Origin of the sequence: Paraburkholderia pallida (assembly GCF_004524855.1) — a bacterium.
Taxonomy (GTDB): Bacteria; Pseudomonadota; Gammaproteobacteria; order Burkholderiales; family Burkholderiaceae; genus Paraburkholderia; species Paraburkholderia oxyphila.
In genome coordinates this window covers 1,122,278-1,142,013 of sequence record NZ_CP038149.1, presented here as the reverse complement: position 1 = coordinate 1,142,013, position 19,736 = coordinate 1,122,278, and the positions used below count along the sequence as shown (strand labels likewise).

The window sequence follows — 19,736 nt, the reverse complement described above, 5'->3', positions numbered from 1 at the left end:
CCGGATTGCGGATTCGCGAGGGCAACGCATGATGACAGTGTATCTGTTTTCCACCACGCTGCTGGTGCTTGTCGTGGGGCTGGTGCTGCCAAGGCTCGGTCCGGGCCAGGGCGTCGACGTGCTGCTCTATATCGCCATTGCCTTCGCGCTCGCGCTCGCAAGCGGGCTGCTCGGACTCGCTTTCACGTTCGGCGCGAAGCGGGCGGTGCGGCGCGGCATGCGCAGCTCCGCGGCGCCCGAGCTCACCGCCTTCGCGGAAAATCTCTCCACGCCCGCCGTGCTGCTCGACAACGACGCGCTGGTGTTCGTCAACGGCGCATTCCTCAAACATGCGCGCTGGGAGCACCATGTCGACGAGATCGTCGGCATGCCGTTCGGCAATCTCGTGCATCCGCAGTCGCTGCTGGAGCTCACGAAGCTGCTCGCGCAAGCCGGCGGCGAGGCCGAGCGCACCTCCGGCTCGCTGCGCCTCGCTTACGGCGACGGCACGTTCAGGCGCCATCCCGTCACCGTGCTGCGCGGCCGGGGCTCGCGGCTGACGCTGCTGCAGTTTCCCGCGCCGTACGCGAGCGCCGAGGCGCAGCGCAGCGAAGCGCAGATCCAGCAGCACTGCCAGGACGTGGTCGCGCAACTGCCGCAAGCGCTGTTTCGCATCGACCGCGAGCAGAATCTGATCTTCGTGAATCCCGCGTGGCGCAGTATGCTGCGCATCGTCGGCGGCGGCGGCGATTTTCCGCCGCTCGCCGGCTTCGTGCATCCCGAAGACCGCCCGACGCTGACCGCACGGCTCACGACGCTGCTCGACGGCCATATCAGCGAGCTGATCACGGTCGTGCGCATGATTCGCGCCGACGAAACCATGTTCCATGTCGAATTGCGCTGTCATGCCGTGGCGGACCAGGAAGGGCACCTGGTCGGCGCGGTCGGCCTCGCGCTCGACGTGTCGAGCAGCCGGCGCAACGAGGAGGCGCTGCGCGCGAGCCGCCGCAGCCTGCGCATGCTGCTCTCGAACGTGCGCGCGATGATCTATCGCGGACAAAATAACCGCCTCTGGTCGATGGAGTTCGTGAGCGAGGGCTGTTTCGAATTGACCGGCTATGAAGCGAGCGAACTGATTGACGAATCGGTGACGAAGTTCGTGTCGCTCATTCATCCCGAGGACCGCGAGCTGGTCTGGAATGAAATTCAGGCGCGCGTGGCGGTGGGCGAGCCTTACGAGCTGACGTACCGCATCATCGACCGCTCGGGCCAGACCAAATGGGTCTGGGACCAGGGGCGCGGCATCTTCACCGCGCGCAATGAGCTGCTCGGTCTCGAAGGCTTCATCATCGAAGTAACGCGGCGCCAGCTCGCCGAGGAAAGCGCGCGGCGCAGGTTCGTGTTCGAGCGCTCGACGGGCCTCGCCAATTCCGCCATGTTCATGGACCGGCTGAGCTTCGCGCTGGCGTTCGCGCGCCGCAACGCCCAGCCGTGCGCGGTGTTCGCGGTGCGCGTGATCGACTTCGACGAGGTGAGCGCACGTTTCGGCCCGGAGTATGCGGACCGCGTACTGGTGCAACTGGGCCAGCGCTTGCAGGCGATCGAGAGCGACCTGAATGGCGCAACATTGCTCGACAAGCAAGATTTTGCGATCATGCTTACCGACTTCTCGACGGCGGCGCTCGGCTGGTGCGAGGATGCGGCGCGAGTGGCTGCGCTGGGGCCTGAGAACAGCACGGCAGCGGTCGAGATCGTCGCCGAGAGCCTGCGCACGATGGTGGGCCGTCCGCTGCGCGTCGAGGGGCATGAATTCCGTGTCACGGCGCACGTGGGCTGGTCGCTCGCGCAGAGCGAGTTCCCGAGCGCGCTCGACATGATCGACACCGCGCTCGCGGCGGCCGAAGCCACGGGCAAGGGCCGCACGCCAGGCACCCCAGGCACATTGGATCAACAGGAACAGGCAGATGACGAAGCGGGTTGAGCGGGACGAAGAAGAAGCGCTGCCGGCCGCGGCGGAGGCTTCCGATGCCTCGATGTCGATCGAGCATTTCATCGGCAAGGTCGTGCGCGAGAACCGCACGAATCAGGGGCTCACGATCGCCGAGCTCGCGGAGCAGAGCGGGCTCTCGCGCAGCATGGTGTCGAAGATCGAGAACGGCCAGGTGTCGACCAGCCTCGAGTCGATGGTGAGCATCGCACGCGCGCTCGGCATCTCGATGTCCACGCTGTTCCGCAATTTCGAAGGCCAGGAAGGCACCGCGCAGCACGTCAAGGCAGGCAAGGGCATGGAGGTGGTCCGGCGCGGCACGACCAAGGGCCACACCTATCATCTGCTCGCCTACGACCAGGGGCCGGCCAAGCTGTTCGAGCCGTTCCTCATCACGATGGACGACGAGTCCGAGATCTTCCCGACCTTCGAGCATCCGGGCACGGAGTTCATCTACATGCTGCAGGGCAAGATGGAGTACCGGCACGGCAATCGCAGCTACCTGCTCCAGCCCGGCGACGCATTCACGTTTCGCGGCTCGGTGCCGCATGGACCGGAGCGCCTGATCAAGCTGCCGATCCGCTTTATCACGGTCATCATGTATGGGCATGCAAGCGGTTCGGATTACTGAGCACAAGCACACGCACGCACGAGGAATCGATGCTCAAGCCGCCACGGGATGCTCCCGATCCCGCTGATGGTCCGCTGCGATAAACATATACATCGCGGGCACGACAAACAGCGTAAACAACGTGCCAATCGACAGCCCCGTAAATATCACCAGCCCCATCGCGTTGCGGCCCGCCGCGCCCGCGCCCGATGCGATCACGAGCGGCAGCACGCCGAGCACCATCGAGGCCGTCGTCATCAGGATCGGCCGCAGGCGCACACCGGCCGCTTCCTCGAGCGCTTCACGCTTGCCGCGCCCCGCGCGTTGCAGCTCATTGGCGAACTGCACGATCAGAATGCCGTGCTTGCTCACCAGCCCCATCAGCGTGACCAGACCCACCTGCGTGTAGATGTTCAGCGTCGAGAGCCCCATGTTGATGAAAATGAGCGCGCCAAACAGCGCCATCGGCACCGACACCAGAATCACCACGGGATCGCGAAAGCTCTCGAACTGCGCGGCGAGCGCGAGAAACACAATGATCGTCGCGAACATCAGCGTGATCACGAAGCCGCCCGATTCCTGCACGAACTGGCGCGACAGGCCCGAATAGTCGATCGAATAGCCGGTCGGCGCGGCCTGCGCGGTGGCCTGGCGCAAGAAGTCGAGCACTTCGCCCTGCGAGATGCCCGGCGCGACCACGCCGGAAATGGTCGCGGAGTTCAACTGCTGGAAGTGATTGATCGACTCGGGCACGACGGTCTGCTTCAGATGCGTGACGGTGGACGCCGGCATCACGCTGCCGTCGGGCGTGCGCAAGTAATAATCGAGGACTTGCGACGGGTTCAGGCGGTCCGTTTGCAGCACCTGCGGAATCACCTTGTATGAGCGGCCCGCAATCGAAAAGTAATTGACGTAGTTGCCGCCGAGCGCCGCGCCCAGCGCCTGCCCGACGTCGCTTTGCGACAGGCCAAGCGAGGCGACCTTGTCGCGGTCGACGAGCAGCACGCTTTCCGGCTTGTCGATCTTCAGGTCGCTGTCGACGAAGAAGAACATGCCGCTTTCACGCGCTTTCTGCAGCACGGCTTGCGAGACTTCGTTGAGGTTCTCGAACGGCTCCGTCGTGCTGATGACGAATTGCACGGGCAAGCCCTGCGCGCCCGGCAGCGGCGGAAACTGAAACGCGGCAACGCGGGCGCCCGCAATGCCATTCCACTTCTGCTGCAAGACTTGCTGCAGCTGGGTCGCGCCTCTCTTGCGCTTGTCCCACGTCTTGAAGAGCACGCCGCCGATGCCCTGATTCAGCGTCGGCGCGCCCGTGAGCTGGAACATCTGCGCATACTCGGGCAATTGCTTCGAGAGCTCGAACACCTGGTCCGCGTAAGTCTGCATCTGCTGGATCGTCGCATTCGGCGGACCCTGTATCTGCGAGAGCACGATGCCCTGGTCTTCCTGCGGCGCAAGCTCCGATTGCGACGTCATGAACAGGTAGACCGTGCCGGCCAGCAGCAGCGCGCCCATCACGATGAATACGGGCCACGTGTCGAGCATCGAATGCAGAAGACGCTCATAGCCGTGGTGCACGCGCTCGAACTGCCGGTCGACGAAGCGCGCAAAGCGGCCCGATTCCTGATCCGCGCGGAAAAAGCGCGAGCACATCATCGGCGACAGACTCAGCGCAATCACGCCCGACACGGCGACGGCGCCCGCCAGCGTGAACGCGAACTCGGTGAAGAGCGCGCCGGTCAGGCCGCCCTGAAAGCCGATCGGCAGATACACGGCAATCAGCACGACGGTCATCGCGAGAATGGGCCCGCCGAGCTCGCGCGCCGCGATCAGCGCGGCTTCGAAAGGCGGCTTGCCTTCTTCCTTCATATGCCGGTCGACGTTCTCGACGACGATGATCGCGTCATCGACAACGAGCCCGATGGCCAGCACGAGCGCAAGCAGCGTCAGCAGATTGATCGAATAGCCGAGTAGCTGCATCACGAAGAACGTGCCGATCAGCGAGAGCGGCATCGCGATCACGGGCACGATCACCGCGCGGAAGCTGCCGAGGAAAAGGAAGATCACGACCGTCACGATCAGCAGCGCTTCGACGAGCGTCTTCACGACTTCCTCGATGGCCGTGTTGATGAAGTCGGTTGCGTCGTACACGATGTCGCCGGTCATGCCGGTCGGGAACTGCCTCTGCAAGTCTGGAAAGACCGCTTTCACGCGCTTCGCGACGTCCAGCACGTTCGCATCCGGCGCGACCTTGATGCCGATGAACACCGAGCGTTTGCCGCTGAACGCGACGTTGAAGTCGTAGTTGTCCGCGCCGAGCACGACATCGGCGACATCTTCGAGGCGCACGATCGAGCCGTTCTTCTGCGTGACGACCAGCTTCTTGAAGTCGTCGACGGAGTGCAGGTCGGTGCCCGCATTCAGATCGACGCTGATCATCTGGCCTTTGGTCGTGCCGAGCGTCGCCAGATAGTTGTTGTTGCCGAGTGCCGTAAATACATCGGAGGCCGTAACGTTGTGCGCGGCCAGCTTGTTCGAATCGAGCCATGCGCGCAGCGCGAACTGACGGCCGCCGAGAACCTCCGCCGTCTGTACGCCCTGGATCGAATCGAGCTTCGGCTTCACGACGCGCAGCAGATAGTCGGTGACATTGTTGCTCGGCAGCACGTCGCTGTAGAAACCCATGTACATCGCGTCGGTGGTTTGACCCACCTGCACGGTCAGCACCGGCTGCTGCGCCTGCGGCGGCAACTGGTTGCGCACCGAAGCGATCTGCGTGTTGATTTCCGTGAGCGCGCGATTCGAGTCGTAGTTCAGGCGCAGCGTCGCGGTGATCGTCGAGACGCCCGTGCTGCTGCTCGACGACATATAGTCGATGCCCTGCGCCTGCGCAATCGCGGCTTCGAGCGGCTGCGTGATGAAGCCCGCCATCGTGTCGGCGCTCGCGCCATAGTAAGCCGTGGTGATCGTGACGACGCCGTTCTCGGTTTGCGGATATTCGCTGACCTTGAGCGCAGAAAGCGAGCGCAAGCCGAGCACGAGAATCAGCAGACTCACCACCGACGCGAGCACCGGACGTTCAATGAAGAGATCGGTGAATTTCATCGCGTGGCCTCTTACTGTTCCTGAGGCATCGGGTTCGGGTTGTCGGCGGGCAGCACGCGGTTGTCGATCACGAGCGACGTGCCGTTCTTCAGTTTCAGTTGCCCGCTCGTCACGACTTGCGTGCCTTCGCTGATGCCCTTGAGAATCGCGACCTGATCGCCGCGCGTGGGCCCCGGCGTCACGAACACCTGCTGCGCGACGGGCATCGTGTTGCCATGCGCATCCTTGCGCGTGCCCGGCTTGACGACGAACACCGTCGCGCCATACGGGTTATAGGTGATGGCCGTTTGCGGCAAGGTCAGATAGCGCTGCGCGCTGCCCGCGTCGATCTTCACGTTCGCGTACATGCCGGGCAACAGCTTGCGCTCGCGGTTGTCGACGCTCGCTTCGACCTGCACGTTGCGCGTCGTGCTGTCGACGCGTGGATTGATGGTGCGGATCGTGCCGTCGAACGTCCGATTGCTGAACGCATTCGTATCGACGACGATCGCCTGGCCGACCCGCAATTGCCCGAGCTGCTGTTGCGGCAGAGTGAAGTCCGCGTAGAGCGTATCGATCGCCTGCAACGTAACGATGGCGTCGCCCGGATTGAGGTACTGGCCCGGGTTGACGGTCGTGATGCCGACACGGCCTGCAAAGGGCGCGCGGATCGTTTTCTTGTCGACGAGCGCGGCCTGTTGATCGACCTGGGCGCGCTTGCTCTTGAGGTCGGCGGCATCGGCGTCGAGTTGCGCCTTCGCGATGGCCTGAATGCCGTATTGCGCAGTATCGCGCGTGTAGACGGTCTGCGCGAGGTCCGCCGCGGCTTTCAGCGAAGCGAGCAGCGCGCGGTCGGAATCATCGTTCAGGCGCACGAGCACCTGGCCCGCTTTCACTTCCTGCCCCGAGTTGAAGGTGAGTTCGCGCACGAGCCCGGCCACTTCCGTCGTCACGTCGACGCCGCGCTCCGCGCGCAGGCTGCCTACGGCCGCAAGCTGTGGCTGCCACGTCTGATAGCCCGCAACGGTGGCCGTGACAGTGGCGGCCGGCGCGGTGTTGCTCGCCATGAATTTTTTGATCATGTGCGCCCTGAACAGATTGAAGCCGATCAGGGCGCCGAGCAGCAAGCACACGCAGACCAGCATGATGATCATCCGCCTTGCCATCGGTTTTTTTGTCATCGTCGTGTCCTTGTGCGGCAAACAGGTGAGGCACACACTCGTCCGGCGGCGCGGCTGTCGTTGCGCTTGCGACGCGCGGCTACCGGGCACGGAATCGCGGCGCGTGGATTCACGGTGTTTTAACGGCTTGAGAGGCCGGTGCCGCCTGGGTAGCCTGGCTGGCCGCCGTGTCGTTCCACCAGCCGCCGCCGAGCGCCTGAAACAGCGCGGCAGTGTCCGCGTAGCGCGCGGCTTGCGCCTGCGCCAGATTGACGACGGTCTGCTGGTACTGGCGCTGCGCATCGAGCAACGCCAGGTAGCTGACGCCGCCGACGCGAAACTGGCCGCGCGTCAGCTCGAGCGAATCGCGCGCGGCGCGCCATGCTTGCGTTTGCGCGGACAGGCCCGTTGCATCGTGCTCAAGCGCGCGCAGCGTATCGGCGACGTTCTGGAACGCGAGCAACACCGTCTGCCGGTATTGCGCGTTGGCCTGATCGAATGCCGCCTCCGCCGCCCGTTTTTGCGCGCTCAGCTGGCCGCCATGGAAAATTGGCTGCGTGATGCCGGCGCCGATGCTCCAGATCATGTCCGCAGACTTGAACAGGCCGGCTGGCGTCAGCGCTTGCGGGCCATAGCTCGCCGAGAGCGTGAGCTGCGGATACAGGTTCGCCGTCGCCACGCCGACCTGGGCGCTCGCCTGATGCAGCGTGGCGTCGGCGGCGAGAATGTCGGGGCGCTGTCTGACGAGCGACGAGGGCACGCTGACGGGCAAGGTCTGCGGCAGCGTGAACATCGAGAGCCTGAATTCGGGCACACCCGTGTCGCTCGGCGGCTGGCCCGCGAGCACGGCCAGCTGGTGACGCGTCTGGTCGAGCGACTGGCGCAGCGGCGGCAAGCTCGCGCGCGTCTGCGCGACCAGCGTTTCCTGCGCCAGCACGGCCGTACGGCTCACGCCGCCAAGCTCGAGCTGCTTGCGCAGCACGTCGAGTTGCGCGTCCTCGTCGGCGGCGATGCGCTCGGTCGCATCGATCTGCTCACGCAGCGACGCTTCCTTGACCGCCGCCGTCACGATATTCGCCGACAACGCGAGCCAGGTGGCTTGCAACTGAAAGCCCTGGTAGTCGACTTGTGCGCGCAGCGATTCGATCTGGCGTTTTTCGCCGCCGAACACGTCGAGGTTGTACGACACGTTCACCGACGCGTTATAGAGGTTCAGCAGCTCTGTCAGCCCCGGCTCGCCGAACGTGACGCCGTTGAACTTCTCACGCGTCGCATTGGCCGTCGCATTGACGGAGGGGTACAGCGTGCTGCCCACTTGCGCGCGCAGATTCTCGCTGGCCTGCCTGAGCGCCGCTTGCGCCGCGGCGACGTTGGGACTGTTGGCGAGCGCGTCGCGGATCAGCGTATCGAGCGGCTCGCAATGAAAGAGCGTCCACCATTGCGCGGGAATGTCCAGGCCGGCGGCGAACCGCTGTGAGACACCCGCTGCGCCCGGTGACGACGCCGTCTGCTCGGGCAGCGGCGTGGGGGTGTAGGTGTCGGTCGCGGGCGGGGCGGGCGTGCGGTAATCGGGGCCGACTGTGCAGCCGGAGAATGAGCCGAGCACAGTGATAAGGACAACGATTGATTTATTCGTTGAGGGTAGCCAGGGCAAATGCTGAACAACTTCCAACCAGAATTTGCGTGGCATATCGGAGATGTCCTGCGGTCCATTTGCAAAACATTCAAGTGATAGCGGGTGCTGGATTCCAGGCGTATGCCAGAAGCTGTTTTTATTTTCACTCGAGCAAAACCCGCTGATTCAACGAGCAACATTTCCTTCGTTTAATAACGTTGAACTCGCAGTTTAGCTCCATTAGGCACCATCGCGGTGCTTTTGAAAGTGCAGCTACCGGGTCAAATAGAAAGTGACCCACAGCAGTTGTTGTGGATGCCTTACTTGTGCGGACGCGGTGCAGGGGCGTCCCAACTCAGGGCGATGGGACGCGAAAGCATCCGTACGCCATGCTCACGCTATTTAGGGGACGGACTTGCTGCAGTGCGCAGCGGAAAAACGCTGCTCGACAAACGCGCGCAGTTGCGTGGTGCCGGTTCTCGCGCAGGCTGCGGTGGTTTACACCGGGGCGTGGCCTGGCAGCGCCTGGGCGACCGGCAGCAACAGGCGTACCCGGCAGGCGCGGCCCGGTTCGTGGCCCGATTTGTGGTCCGGTTCGTGACCCGATTGGCGCCGTCGTCTCAGGCCGGCCGTTGGCAAATCACGCCGTACCAGCCCAGCCCGCGATAAGTCTCGTATCCCGGCGTCGCGGCAAACGAGACGATCGTGCCATCGGTAGTGCGATAAAAGCCCGTCTGTCTACCGTCGGTTTGCAGGCGAAAGCGCTCGCTCAGGAGGCCTTTTTCGTCGGACGCCGCGATCACGCGAAACGATGAGTCGACAATCATGCAGCGCGAGCGAGCCCATTCTTCCGCGCTCAGCCGCACGCCCTTGACGACGGCGCTGGCCTGTGGCGCCCAGTCGAAGAAAATGACGAGCGCGCCGAGCACGCGGCCGTTCGCGTGACCGCCTTCACGGATTGCGGTCGAATAAGTGGCCACCTGCGCGTGGCGCAGCGCGCCGAGCGTCTCGACATCCGAGGCGACATACTCCGCACCGGACTTCGTTTTCATGGCGGCCTTGAACCACTCCGCGCCCGAGACGTTCTGGCCGCGCACCGGATAAAGACCCGGGCGTCCATTCGCGACCACGACGCCGCGCGCGTCCACGATCCATAGATCCCGGTAGACCGTGTAGCTGTTGAGGATGACCGAAAGCCGCTCGCATGCGTGTTCCGCAGAGACTGTGTCGCCGGCCGCGAGACATGCCACGACCGACGAGTCCGTCGCCCACCAGCGCACGTCGCACGAGCGCTCGTACAGATTGCGGTCGATCACGTCGATCATGTTGAGCGCGAGATCGGCGCAGCGTTGGCCGTCATGCGAGCGCAGACGCTCGATCATGCTGTCGCCGAGTTGCGTCAGCGTCGCGAGCGAGCCGGCCAGATCCTTGTTCAGGTCCGTCGTGATTTCGGAGATGCGTTTGGAGACGTGCTTCACCTGGTTTGCGACGACCGCGAAGCCCTTTCCGGCGTTGCCCGCGCGTGCAGCTTCGATGAGTGCGTTGAGCGCGAGGAAGGTGGTCTCGCGGTTGATGTCGTTAATGTCACTGATTTTGCTCGTGGCGAGGCGCTTGACTTCGTGTGTGAGGTCGACGATGGCTTGGGGATTCGACATGAACGGTCCACTTGTGCGTTGTTTTCGGTGGACCATCATGCAAGCTTTGGGCCAGCCTGATCCGATGCATTGAAAGCGAACGCAAACGTTTATTCCCCATCATGAGGCAGTGGATGACTGACGGGTCCGATACTGTGCACCGATTTGGAAGTGGCGGGGGCACCCATGAGGCGCATCACGCCGTCAGGAATGATTGTCCTTCAGCGGGTATTCATTTTTCACCAGCGGCGAAGCGCCGGAAAAACGAAAAGGGCGACAAGAACCGAGCCCGTCGACGATTTTATCCATCGCGGCACACCGCGTAATCGACCGCATTTCGACTGAAGTTTGCCGCGCGAAGAACAGACAAAAACGCCATTGCCCGCGCGAAATTCTCGTCTATGCTTTCAGAGGTGTCATGTACGGTCCGGTGCGCCGTTAAACGACACGCCAGACGACAGATAACAAGCAAGCCCGCGCAGCTTTTAGATTGTTTGCATTCCTATCCATATCGGCAGGGCGCGGGGCGTCGGGGCGCACTGCGCGATCCGGAAGGTGAACGCCATGGCTTCCTTCGATGAACTGCTCCTTCAAACGCTCCAGACACCCGGGTTGCTGTCGCCCGATGTGTCGCTGGACGAGGAGCGCAAGCAATTCGAGAGCGACCATCCCGAACCGACCTTGCTCATGCTCGACATCGCGCCGATCTCGGATCGCGCGGTCGACATGATCGTCGCGTTCGAAGTCACGAGCGAAGCCGTGTACGACCGCCTCTATCAGCACCCGACCTGGCCGTCGGGCGCGTCGGGCGTGACGATCGGCATCGGCTATGACATCGGCTATACGACCGGGGCGCAGCTGGCAAAAGACTGGGCCGCGCTCGGCGCGGCGGCACTGACGACGCTCACGCCCACCTGCGGCAAGACCGGCGCGGCCGCGAGCCAGATCCTGCCGCAGACGAAGGGCGTGTCGGTGCCGTTTGCGCTTGCGAATACGGTCTTTCGCCAGACGGACGTGCCGCGCTACACCTCGCGCACGCTCGCTGCGCTGCCCGCTTCCGCGGCGAATCTCAAGCCCGATTGCCTTGGCGCGCTCGTCTCACTCGTGTTCAACCGGGGCGCGTCGTTCAATACCGCCGGCGACCGCTACACGGAGATGCGCGCGATTCACACCGATATCCAGAACCAGACGTTAGGGGACATTCCAGCGCAGATCCGCTCCATGAAGCGCTTATGGGCAGGCAACCCGAGCCTGGCCGGCCTCGTGGCGCGGCGCGAGCTGGAGGCCGTCCTCTTCGAAGAGGGGCTTGCCGCGTGAGCGAAACGTGAGCCGCTGCGCAGTCCGCACGCGAAGGAGACCGCGATGCCGATCCGCAACATTCCCGGTGGCAACATCACTTACTACCTGATCCTGTACGACGATCAAGGCAGGGAGCGTCCCGAGGTCGACGGCACGATGCTGAGCGCCGCAGTGACGGCGCGGCTGGCCGCGGCGCAGGAGCCGATCACCGACGTGTTCGTGTGCAGCCATGGCTGGCAAGGCGACGTGCCGGCCGCCATCGACCAGTACGATCGCTGGATCGGCGCGATGGCGCAATGCGACACGGACCTCGCCGCGATGGAAGCACGCGACCCGGACTTCAATCCGATGGTGGTCGGCGTGCACTGGCCGAGCCTGCCGTGGGGCATCGAGACGGTGCCGGCGGGTTCCGCGGCGAGTGGTGCGGCCAGCACTACGCCCGGCACCGGCGTCCTCTCGCCAGGCACGAACGCAGACGATGCGCTCGACACGCTGGCCGCGCAAATCGGCGGCGACGGCGCCGTGCGCGCCGCGCTGCAACGCATATTCGATCACGCGGACACGGCGCAAGACACGAACTTGCCGCCCGGCGTGCTGGCGGATTTCGAAACGCTGTTCGCATCGTCGGGCTTGCGCACGGGCAGTGCGGGCGGCCGCCCCGGTGCCGATCAGGACGGCTTCGATCCACAGGCCATCATCGACGAGATGACGCACGAGCCGGGCAGCGCCGCTTCGACGGCGTCGAGCACGGCGAGCGCGGGCGCGCCGCACGTGCTCGGCATCGTCAGCGCGATCAAGGATGCAGTGCTCGCGCCGTTGCGGCAGCTCTCGTTCTGGACCATGAAGGATCGCGCGCGCCGCTTCGGCGAAGGCGGCGCGCATGCGCTGCTCGGCGCGATGCAGAACGCGAGCGCGACCGCGCGCTTTCACCTGATGGGCCATAGCTTCGGCTGCATCGCGGTGTCGGGCATGGTCGCCGGAGAGAACACCACGAGCGCGATTCCAGCGCTGCACCGGCCCATCGATTCGCTGTTCCTCGTGCAGGGCGCGCTGTCGCTTTGGTCCTATGCCGCGGACGTGCCGTTCGCGCCAGGCACCCCCGGCTACTTCGCGCGCATCCTCGACAATGCGCTCGTGTGCGGTCCGCTGCTCACGACGCAATCCAGGTGGGACACGGCGGTCGGCAAGTTCTATCCGCTCGGCGCGGCGGCGAAGGGCCAGTTTTTGCTTGGCGCGGAGGCGTTCCCGAAGTATGGCGGCGTCGGCGCGTTCGGCATTCAGGGCGCGTCCTTGACCGTGCCGCTGACGCTCGGTCCGGTCGACACGCGTTATGACTTCAGCGAAGCGCACGTATTCAACTTCGATGCGAGCGGCGTGATCCGCAACGGCAGCGGCCCGGCCGGCGCGCATAGCGATATTGCACATCCCGAGGTCGCGCATGCGTTCTGGTCGGCGGCGCTGGCCGGCGTCGCCGCGAACGCGTCGAGTGCCGCGCGGCGCGGTGCTGAGGGCGTCACCACGCTCGGGCCGCCCGTTGTGGAACCGCCGAAGGGCATGCCTCCGCCGCGCAGCGGACTGCTCGACATCGACGATGCGGCGCCGATGATGGGCGACGCCCAGGCGGTGCAGCGCGGCGGGCTGCTCGATATCGCGGAGGACGCCACCGTCGAAAGCGGATTGGGCAACGCCTTGCCCGCTACTGGCGCGCCGCCCGCGGCTGCTGGGCAATCTGGTTCAGGCAATGCCTCGCCCGCTACTGGCGCGCCGCCCGCGGCTGCTGGGCAATCCGGTTCAGACGACACCTCGCCCTCAACCGCCGCGCCGTCCGCAACCGCCGCGCAATCCAGTTCAGGTGCCGCTAACCCGCCGCCTGCCGGCACGCGCTGGATCAATGCGGAATTCGAGGACATGGCGCCCGGCGACGCGCTCGCCAAGGGGCAGTGGTACACGCTCGCCTTCGGCGTGGACGTGACCGCGGATCCCCACGCTGCGGCGCGCGCGATCTTTGAGGAGCGCGGCGTGTTCGCGCCCGACGAGACGTCCATTGCGCTCACGGTGCAGATCGACACCGACGATTTCGACGTTTCGGGCCAGACCGCCTCGATGCGCGTGCCGCCGTCGGGCAAGGGCTACACGAAGGCGCGCTTCGACCTCGCGCCGCGCAAGGAGGGACCGTGCACGCTGAAGGCGACGATCCTGAAGGCCGGCCAGTTCATCCAGCAGATCGACCTCACATTCGACGTGGGGCAGGCGGGTGGCGCGACCGCGCAGGTGGCCACGCGCGGACGCGCGCTCGATGGCCTCGCCGCGCTCCAGCCGCGCGACCTGAGCCTGCTGATCTATCCCGGCGCGGCGGGTGACTACGAATGCGTGCTGTGCGGCGCTGTCGCGACGCACGTGCGGCTGCCGCTCAACGCTGGCCTCATCGACGCGTATATCCAGTCCGCGCGCGCGAGCCTCATGAAGGTCGTGCTGTATCAGGACGCAACTAATCAATACGTGTTCCAGGGCGGCATCGACGTGCCGCAGGACGCGCTCGACAAGGCGCTGCCGATCATGGCCGATGCGGGCGCGCGGCTGATGAACACGCTCTTCTTCGGCGCGGGCGCGGGCGACGATGTGCGCTCCGTCGGCAACACGCTGCGCCAGCTCGGAACGCGGCCCGATCTGCAACTGAAGATCCAGATCGTTGCGCAGACGCTGCCCGTGCCCTGGCCGCTGCTCTATCTCGGCGACGTGAGCGGCGACACGCCGTATTCGTGGGACAACTTTCTCGGCATGCGGCACATCATCGAGCAGATCCCGCTGCAGAATCCGATGGCCGTGACCGAGCCCGAGATCGCGAGCACGCCCAGCCTGAACGTGAGCCTGAATCTCAACGCGGGCATCGACGCGGCGATGGGGATCGACGTCGTCGCCTCGCAGCGCGCGTTCTGGCAGGCGCGCGCAGGCACGACGGTGCTCGATCGCGAGAATGGCGGCGATTTCATCAAGGCGCTGCGCAACGCGCAAACGCCCGACCAGATCCTCTACCTGTACTGCCACGCCGTCTCGAAGGGCTTGACGGAGGCGGGCGGCCCCGGTGCTTCGTGCATCGAGCTCACGGACGGACTCATCAGCCTCGACGACCTGAAGCTGCGCGCGCCGACTGATACGCGGCTCGCCGGCAAGCCGCTCGTGTTCATCAACGCGTGCGAGTCGGCGGAAATGTCGCCCACGTTCTACGACGGCTTCGCGCCGTACTTCATGGACAAGGGCGCGCGGGGCGTGATCGGCACCGAGTGCAAGACGCCGGCGCTGTTCGCGAAGGCGTGGGCCGACCGCTTCTTTGATACGTTCCTCGCGGGCGAGCCGCTCGGCAAGGTCATGCTCGATCTGCGCAAGTCGTTTTTGTCGTCGCATCGCAATCCGCTCGGCCTGCTGTATGCCGTGCATTGCGACGCCGATACGCGCATCGATCCGGCGCTGCAGGCGGCTCAGGCGATCACGGTGACGCAAGCGGCTCAAGCGCCGCAAGCAACACAAGCACCTCAAGCACCGCAGGCACCTCAAGCACCGCAAGTGGCGCAAACGCCTCAAGCACCGCAAGCGGCGCAAGCACCTCAGGCGCCCAAGGCGGGTGACGCTCCCGCAGCCGCGCACGGAGCGCCGTGATGAGCGTTGCCGGCGCCCTCGGCGATATCGCCGCGACGGCTGCACCCGCGTCGCCCGCGCAACCGTTGGCCGCGCCGACCGCCGATGCGGCTGGCAGCGTGCTCACGCGATGGTCCGGCGTTGCGGCCGCGGGCGCCGCCGCGCCGCAGCGTGGCGCGTCGCTCGGGCAACGCCATCCGGTGCTGGAGACCGCCGCGCAGAGCGCAGCGCCGCAGGCCGCGCCCAACCCGCCGCTGCGCATCGAAGTCGTCAATGCCGACCTGAAGTTCGTCGACGAGCCCGTGATATGCGGCCACTATCGCGGCAGCGTGCTCGCGGGTGCGGAGTGCCTGCTCGACTGGCTCGTGGGCCGCGCGATGAGCACGTCGATCCGCCTCGGACGCTATCCTCAGGGGCTCAAGGCCCAGCAGGTCTTCGTCAACGCAGCGGGCGACCGCATCAATCCGCTGCGCAGCATGCCGCGTCCAGCCGGCGTGATCGTCGTGGGGCTCGGCGACGAAGGGCATTTGCGCGCCAGCGGGCTCGTGAACGCGGTGCGGCTCGGCGTCATTGCATGGGCCCAGCATCTGGCCGAGGAGGCGCGCAACCAGCAGGGCGGCGCGGGCGAGCCGTGCGTGCCGGCGTGGTTCGACCTCGCGGCCACGCTCGTCGGCAGCGGCGGCACGGGCATGTCGCCGGGGCTGGCGGCCCGCTCGGTGGCGGAGGGCGTGCTCGAGGCGAGCCGCATGCTCGCAGCCGTGAACTGGCCAAAGGTCAGCAAGCTCACGCTCGTCGAGCTGTATCTCGATCGCGCCGTGGAAGGCTGGCGCGCCGTGCAGTTGCTGAGCGATTCCGCGCGCGGTTGCTACGACGTGCAGCATTACGTGCGCAGCGGCGCAGGCGGGCAATTGCGGCCACTCGAATCGAGCTATCGCGGCGCGGATTTCGACCTGATCTCCGCGGCGACGCAGATCGACCAGGACGGCGCGGCCTCGATCGTGTACACGCTCGACACGCGCCGGGCCCGCACCGAGGTGCGCGCGGTCGCGGCGCAAGGGCGTCTGTTGCAGGAGCTCGTGAGCGTTGCGTCGTCGAGCACGTGCAACGACGCCAGCGTCGGACGCACCTTGTTCAAGCTGCTCGTGCCCGTGGAAATGCGGCCGCTGCTCGACGGATCGAGTGAAATGCAGATCGAGCTCGACTCCGGCACGGCAGGCATTCCGTGGGAGCTGCTGGACACGACACGCGATCTCGAGAGCGCGGAAAACACCGGAAGCGCTGACCACAAGCCGTGGGCGATACGCACGAAGCTGTTGCGCAAGCTGCGCACGCCGGAGTTTCGCCGCGACGTGGAAGACACCGGCCGCGAGGCGCCGATCCTGTTGATCGGCGATCCGAGTGCCGACGACCGCCGCTATCCGCTGCTGCCCGGCGCGCGGCGCGAAGTGCGCGCGGTGCACAGCCTGCTCGACGCCAGGCTGGCTGGCGCGCGGCGCGTGACGGCGCTCGTCGCGGCGACGGACACCGCTCGCGGGCCCGACGCGCGCGAAGTGGTCGTCAGCCTGCTCGATAGCGACTGGGGCGTCGTGCACATCGCCGGCCATGGCTTGCCGGTGTCCGATCGTCTCGTCGGCGCCGATGCATTTGCACGCTGTCCGCCGGCTTATGGAACGGCTTATGGAGCGCCCTATGGTGCGTCCGCCGCCGCGTCGATGAACGGCGCGGGCACGGCCGCAAACGGCGCGGCGGCAAACGGCAATGGCGCGGCTGCCGGGCGCGCTCCCGACGTTGCGGCCGCTGCGCCGGGCGCCGCCGCGCGCGCGGGTGGCGTGGTGCTCTCGAACGGCGTGTTCCTTGGCGCGGAAGAGTTCGCGAAGATGCAGCGCGTGCCGGAGCTCGTGTTCATCAACTGCTGTTATCTGGGGCAGAGCGAACCGGGCAGCCTGCTCGAAGTCGCCATGCCGCCGATGAACCGGCCGTACTTCGCGGCGAGCGTGGCCGAAGCGCTGATTCGCATCGGCGTGCGCTGCGTGGTGGCCGCCGGATGGGCCGTCGACGACGCCGCCGCCGAGACGTTCGCGACGAGCTTCTACGACGCGCTGCTCGACCGGCGGCGCTTTCTCGACGCCGTGGCCATCGCGCGCGAGGCCGCGTACTCGCCGGACAACAACACATGGGCCGCGTATCAGTGTTATGGCGACCCGGACTGGTATCTGCGCGCGCCGCTCCAGGATCACGAGCGGCCGACCGCGGACGGCGTACGCGGGCGCGCGTTCGACGACAAGGCCATTGCCGACCGCTATGCATGCATCGCGTCCTCGCATGGCCTGATGATCGCGTTGCGGCAAATCCAGACGGAATTGCGCGTGAACAATGCCGATGTGGCGGCGGCGCGGCGGCGGCTCGACTACCTGCACGCACAATACGCGCAGCCTGCGCCGCATTGGGAGCGCATTGGCGAAGTGGCCGAAGCGTTCGCCGATGCGTGGAAGGAAACCGGCGATCTGGAGCAGGCCGCGAAGTGGTATCAGATGGCCGTGCAGGCCAACGACGGCAGCGCGACGCTGAACGCGACCGAGCAGCTCGTGCATACGCAGGTGCGTCTCGCGCTGCAGCGCGTGCGCGAGGCGGCGTCCGGCGATCCGCAGCGGCTGGAGGCCGCGATCGTTGCGGCGCGCGAGGTGTTCCGCGTGATGACCGCGAGCCTCAGCCATCTCGTGACGCTGTATCCGTCGATGGACCGGCTTGCGTTGTTCGGCTCGGCGAGCATGAGGCTCGCGATGGTCGAACGGTATGCGAGGTGCCGCGACGCGCAGCTTGCCGCGATCGGGCAGACGGTGAGCCACTTCTGCCAGGCCGAGGCGATGGGCTGCGACGCGGGAAATGCCAAGGTGTACTACATACGTATCGCGCGCTGCTCGACGGAACTCGTTGCGCATCTGGCGGGACAGCTGCACGCGTATCGGGAACCGGACTGGAAAGCGATCGGCGCCGCCCTGCATGCGGACGACGAGTCCGAGCCCGACTTCTGGAGCCGTTCGGCGCGCAGCATGGTGTGGATCTACGAGTGTATTGCGAGCGGCGAGCTCGCGCAGAACGTGCAGTCCGTCATCGTCGATCTCGCGGAGCTGCACCGCTGCCTGCCCGCGCGCAACAACTGGAGCGTGCTCTACGATCAGTGCGATTTCGTGCTGGCCGAATACGCGGAGGCGGCGAAAGGCCCCGAGCGCGACGCCGCGCGGCTCTTGCTGACGCAGGTGGAGACCTGGATGGCGAGCGAAGCCGCGCCGGGACCGTAGCGCGCGCCATGCCGCGCGCGCAGGCGTGTGCCGTTTGCGTGCCGTTTGCGTGTCGTTAAAGGTCGGGCAACTGGCTGATGAAGCTCTTGCTGTGTTGCGCGACGCGATTGCTGAGGTCGGGTTCGAGCGAATCGAGTATCGTGGTGTCGATCTGCGCCTGCGAGGCGTAGTGCGAGAACTGGACGTCCTCCTGCTTCGCCTTGAAGAACAGCACCTGCGTGACGACGCTGTTCGCCTTGAGCACGAACGCCATCAGCGAGACGACGAAGCTGCCGTCGGGCGCCGTATCGGCCAGCGCGACCTGGAAACTCGATGCGTTGACCGCGTGCGACTCGCGGTCGAAGATCGTGATCCAAGGCTGGCTCGTGTCCATGCTGGCGAGCGCATCGAGCGTCGTGGTTATCAGCGCGAGCGCCGTCACCGCGCCGGGGCCGAGCAGCAGCGTCGCGACGGCGAGGATCGCCTTGTGCGTATCGAAATCGTCCGAGGTGTCGGCGGTGTGGGTCGTGGTCGTCGTCTGCACGAGCCAGCCGATGTTCGCGAGCACGGACGTGTACTGCTTGTACCAGTCGTCGAGATCGCCGCCGTCGGGCACTGCCTTGCGCGCGACGAGCTGCGCGAGCAGCAGCGAGTTCGTGACTCCGAGACGACGCGCGGGCGGCACGCCTTGCGCAAACGTTACGACACCGGATCCCACCACGACGGCCTGATCCCTGGTTGCGTCGAAGCTGGGCGTGGTGTCGTCGAGCAGCAGCGAAGTGCGCGAGGGATCGACCGGCGGCAGCGTCACGCCGAGCAGATAGCTACGGGCGGAATCGATCGTTGCGTTCGTCATGAGCGGCCCCTCGAATGCACCTGTGAAATACATCGTAGTGCATGCGAAGGGCCATTGAAACACGCTAAGATAAACATTTTCATCGGCACGGGAACAGGTATGGCGACGGCTTCACAGGACATGGATCGCTACGCGAAGCGGCGCGATCCCGTCGACGTCGAAATCGCCGCTCGTGACGGCGTCATGACGACACTCGAAGGCCCCGTCTCCTATCGCGCCGGTGACGCGTTGATCACCGGTGTGCGCGGCGAGCGCTGGCCGGTCGATCGACAACGTTTCGAGCGGACCTATGAGCCTGTTGCGCCCACGCTGGCGGGGCAGTCGGGCCGCTATGCGCGTTTGCCGAACGAGGTGCGCGCGCGTCAGATGGCCAACGCGTTCAGCGTCGTGACAGGCAGCGGCGACACCTTGCACGGCCAGCCCGGGGACTGGCTGCTCGAATACGGCCCCGGCGACTGGGGCATTGTCGCGAGCGATATTTTTGCGCAGACTTACGTTCGTATTCAGGATTCGAATTGAGCCGCGCGCCAATGCGCGCCGCATAACGAAAACAACCAGACCAACTCTCCATGCAAGCAAGCTATCGGCAAGCGCATGT

Annotated in this window: 11 protein-coding genes; 6 read left to right on the top strand and 5 right to left on the bottom strand. The window is 65.7% G+C overall.

The window, feature by feature from the left end:
• Positions 1 to 28 precede the first annotated feature (28 nt).
• On the top strand, positions 29 to 1,960 hold the full coding sequence (locus E1956_RS20340) for a PAS domain-containing protein (protein ID WP_232071748.1): 1,932 nt from the start codon (positions 29 to 31) through the stop codon (positions 1,958 to 1,960).
• Between the two features lie 52 nt (positions 1,961 to 2,012).
• Entirely contained in the window at positions 2,013 to 2,597 is a 585-nt protein-coding gene (locus E1956_RS20335; RefSeq protein WP_134754652.1) for a helix-turn-helix domain-containing protein, read from the top strand.
• A 33-nt stretch (positions 2,598 to 2,630) separates the two neighbouring features.
• Here E1956_RS20335 and E1956_RS20330 read toward each other — a convergent pair whose 3' ends face one another.
• The 4 genes from E1956_RS20330 to E1956_RS20315 all read right to left on the bottom strand — a co-directional run bounded on the left by E1956_RS20330 (position 2,631) and on the right by E1956_RS20315 (position 10,093).
• Complete coding sequence (locus tag E1956_RS20330) at positions 2,631 to 5,684, bottom strand: efflux RND transporter permease subunit (RefSeq protein WP_134752347.1); 3,054 nt, start codon at positions 5,682 to 5,684, stop codon at positions 2,631 to 2,633.
• A gap of 11 nt (positions 5,685 to 5,695) precedes the next feature.
• Positions 5,696 to 6,844, bottom strand: a complete 1,149-nt coding sequence (locus E1956_RS20325) for an efflux RND transporter periplasmic adaptor subunit (RefSeq protein WP_134752345.1) — start codon at positions 6,842 to 6,844, stop codon at positions 5,696 to 5,698.
• Between the two features lie 109 nt (positions 6,845 to 6,953).
• Entirely contained in the window at positions 6,954 to 8,513 is a 1,560-nt protein-coding gene (locus E1956_RS20320; protein ID WP_134752343.1) for an efflux transporter outer membrane subunit, read from the bottom strand.
• A gap of 545 nt (positions 8,514 to 9,058) precedes the next feature.
• Positions 9,059 to 10,093 (bottom strand): methyl-accepting chemotaxis protein, encoded by a 1,035-nt coding sequence (locus E1956_RS20315; RefSeq protein WP_134752341.1) that lies wholly within the window; start codon positions 10,091 to 10,093, stop codon positions 9,059 to 9,061.
• Between the two features lie 543 nt (positions 10,094 to 10,636).
• On the opposite strand from E1956_RS20315, the gene E1956_RS20310 reads away from it, so the two are divergent.
• The 3 genes from E1956_RS20310 to E1956_RS20295 are packed head-to-tail and all read left to right on the top strand — an operon-like array spanning position 10,637 to position 18,303.
• The gene (locus tag E1956_RS20310; RefSeq protein ID WP_134752339.1) at positions 10,637 to 11,389 is read left to right on the top strand and encodes a lysozyme family protein; all 753 of its coding nucleotides are present in this window, start codon (positions 10,637 to 10,639) and stop codon (positions 11,387 to 11,389) included.
• A gap of 45 nt (positions 11,390 to 11,434) precedes the next feature.
• Positions 11,435 to 15,025, top strand: coding sequence for a CHAT domain-containing protein (locus tag E1956_RS20305; RefSeq protein ID WP_134752337.1), 3,591 nt, complete (start codon positions 11,435 to 11,437; stop codon positions 15,023 to 15,025).
• Positions 15,025 to 18,303: a CHAT domain-containing protein gene (locus E1956_RS20295; protein ID WP_167760081.1), complete on the top strand. Its 3,279-nt coding sequence runs from the start codon at positions 15,025 to 15,027 to the stop codon at positions 18,301 to 18,303. Before E1956_RS20305 ends, E1956_RS20295 begins: the two co-directional genes overlap by 1 nt.
• 55 nt (positions 18,304 to 18,358) lie before the next feature.
• Here the strand turns inward: E1956_RS20295 and E1956_RS20290 are convergent, their stop codons facing one another.
• Positions 18,359 to 19,138, bottom strand: a complete 780-nt coding sequence (locus E1956_RS20290) for a hypothetical protein (RefSeq protein WP_134752333.1) — start codon at positions 19,136 to 19,138, stop codon at positions 18,359 to 18,361.
• Positions 19,139 to 19,237: 99 nt separating this feature from the next.
• Between E1956_RS20290 and E1956_RS20285 the strand changes: the two genes are divergently transcribed.
• Positions 19,238 to 19,657: a PGDYG domain-containing protein gene (locus E1956_RS20285; RefSeq protein WP_134752331.1), complete on the top strand. Its 420-nt coding sequence runs from the start codon at positions 19,238 to 19,240 to the stop codon at positions 19,655 to 19,657.
• Positions 19,658 to 19,736: the final 79 nt, after the last annotated feature.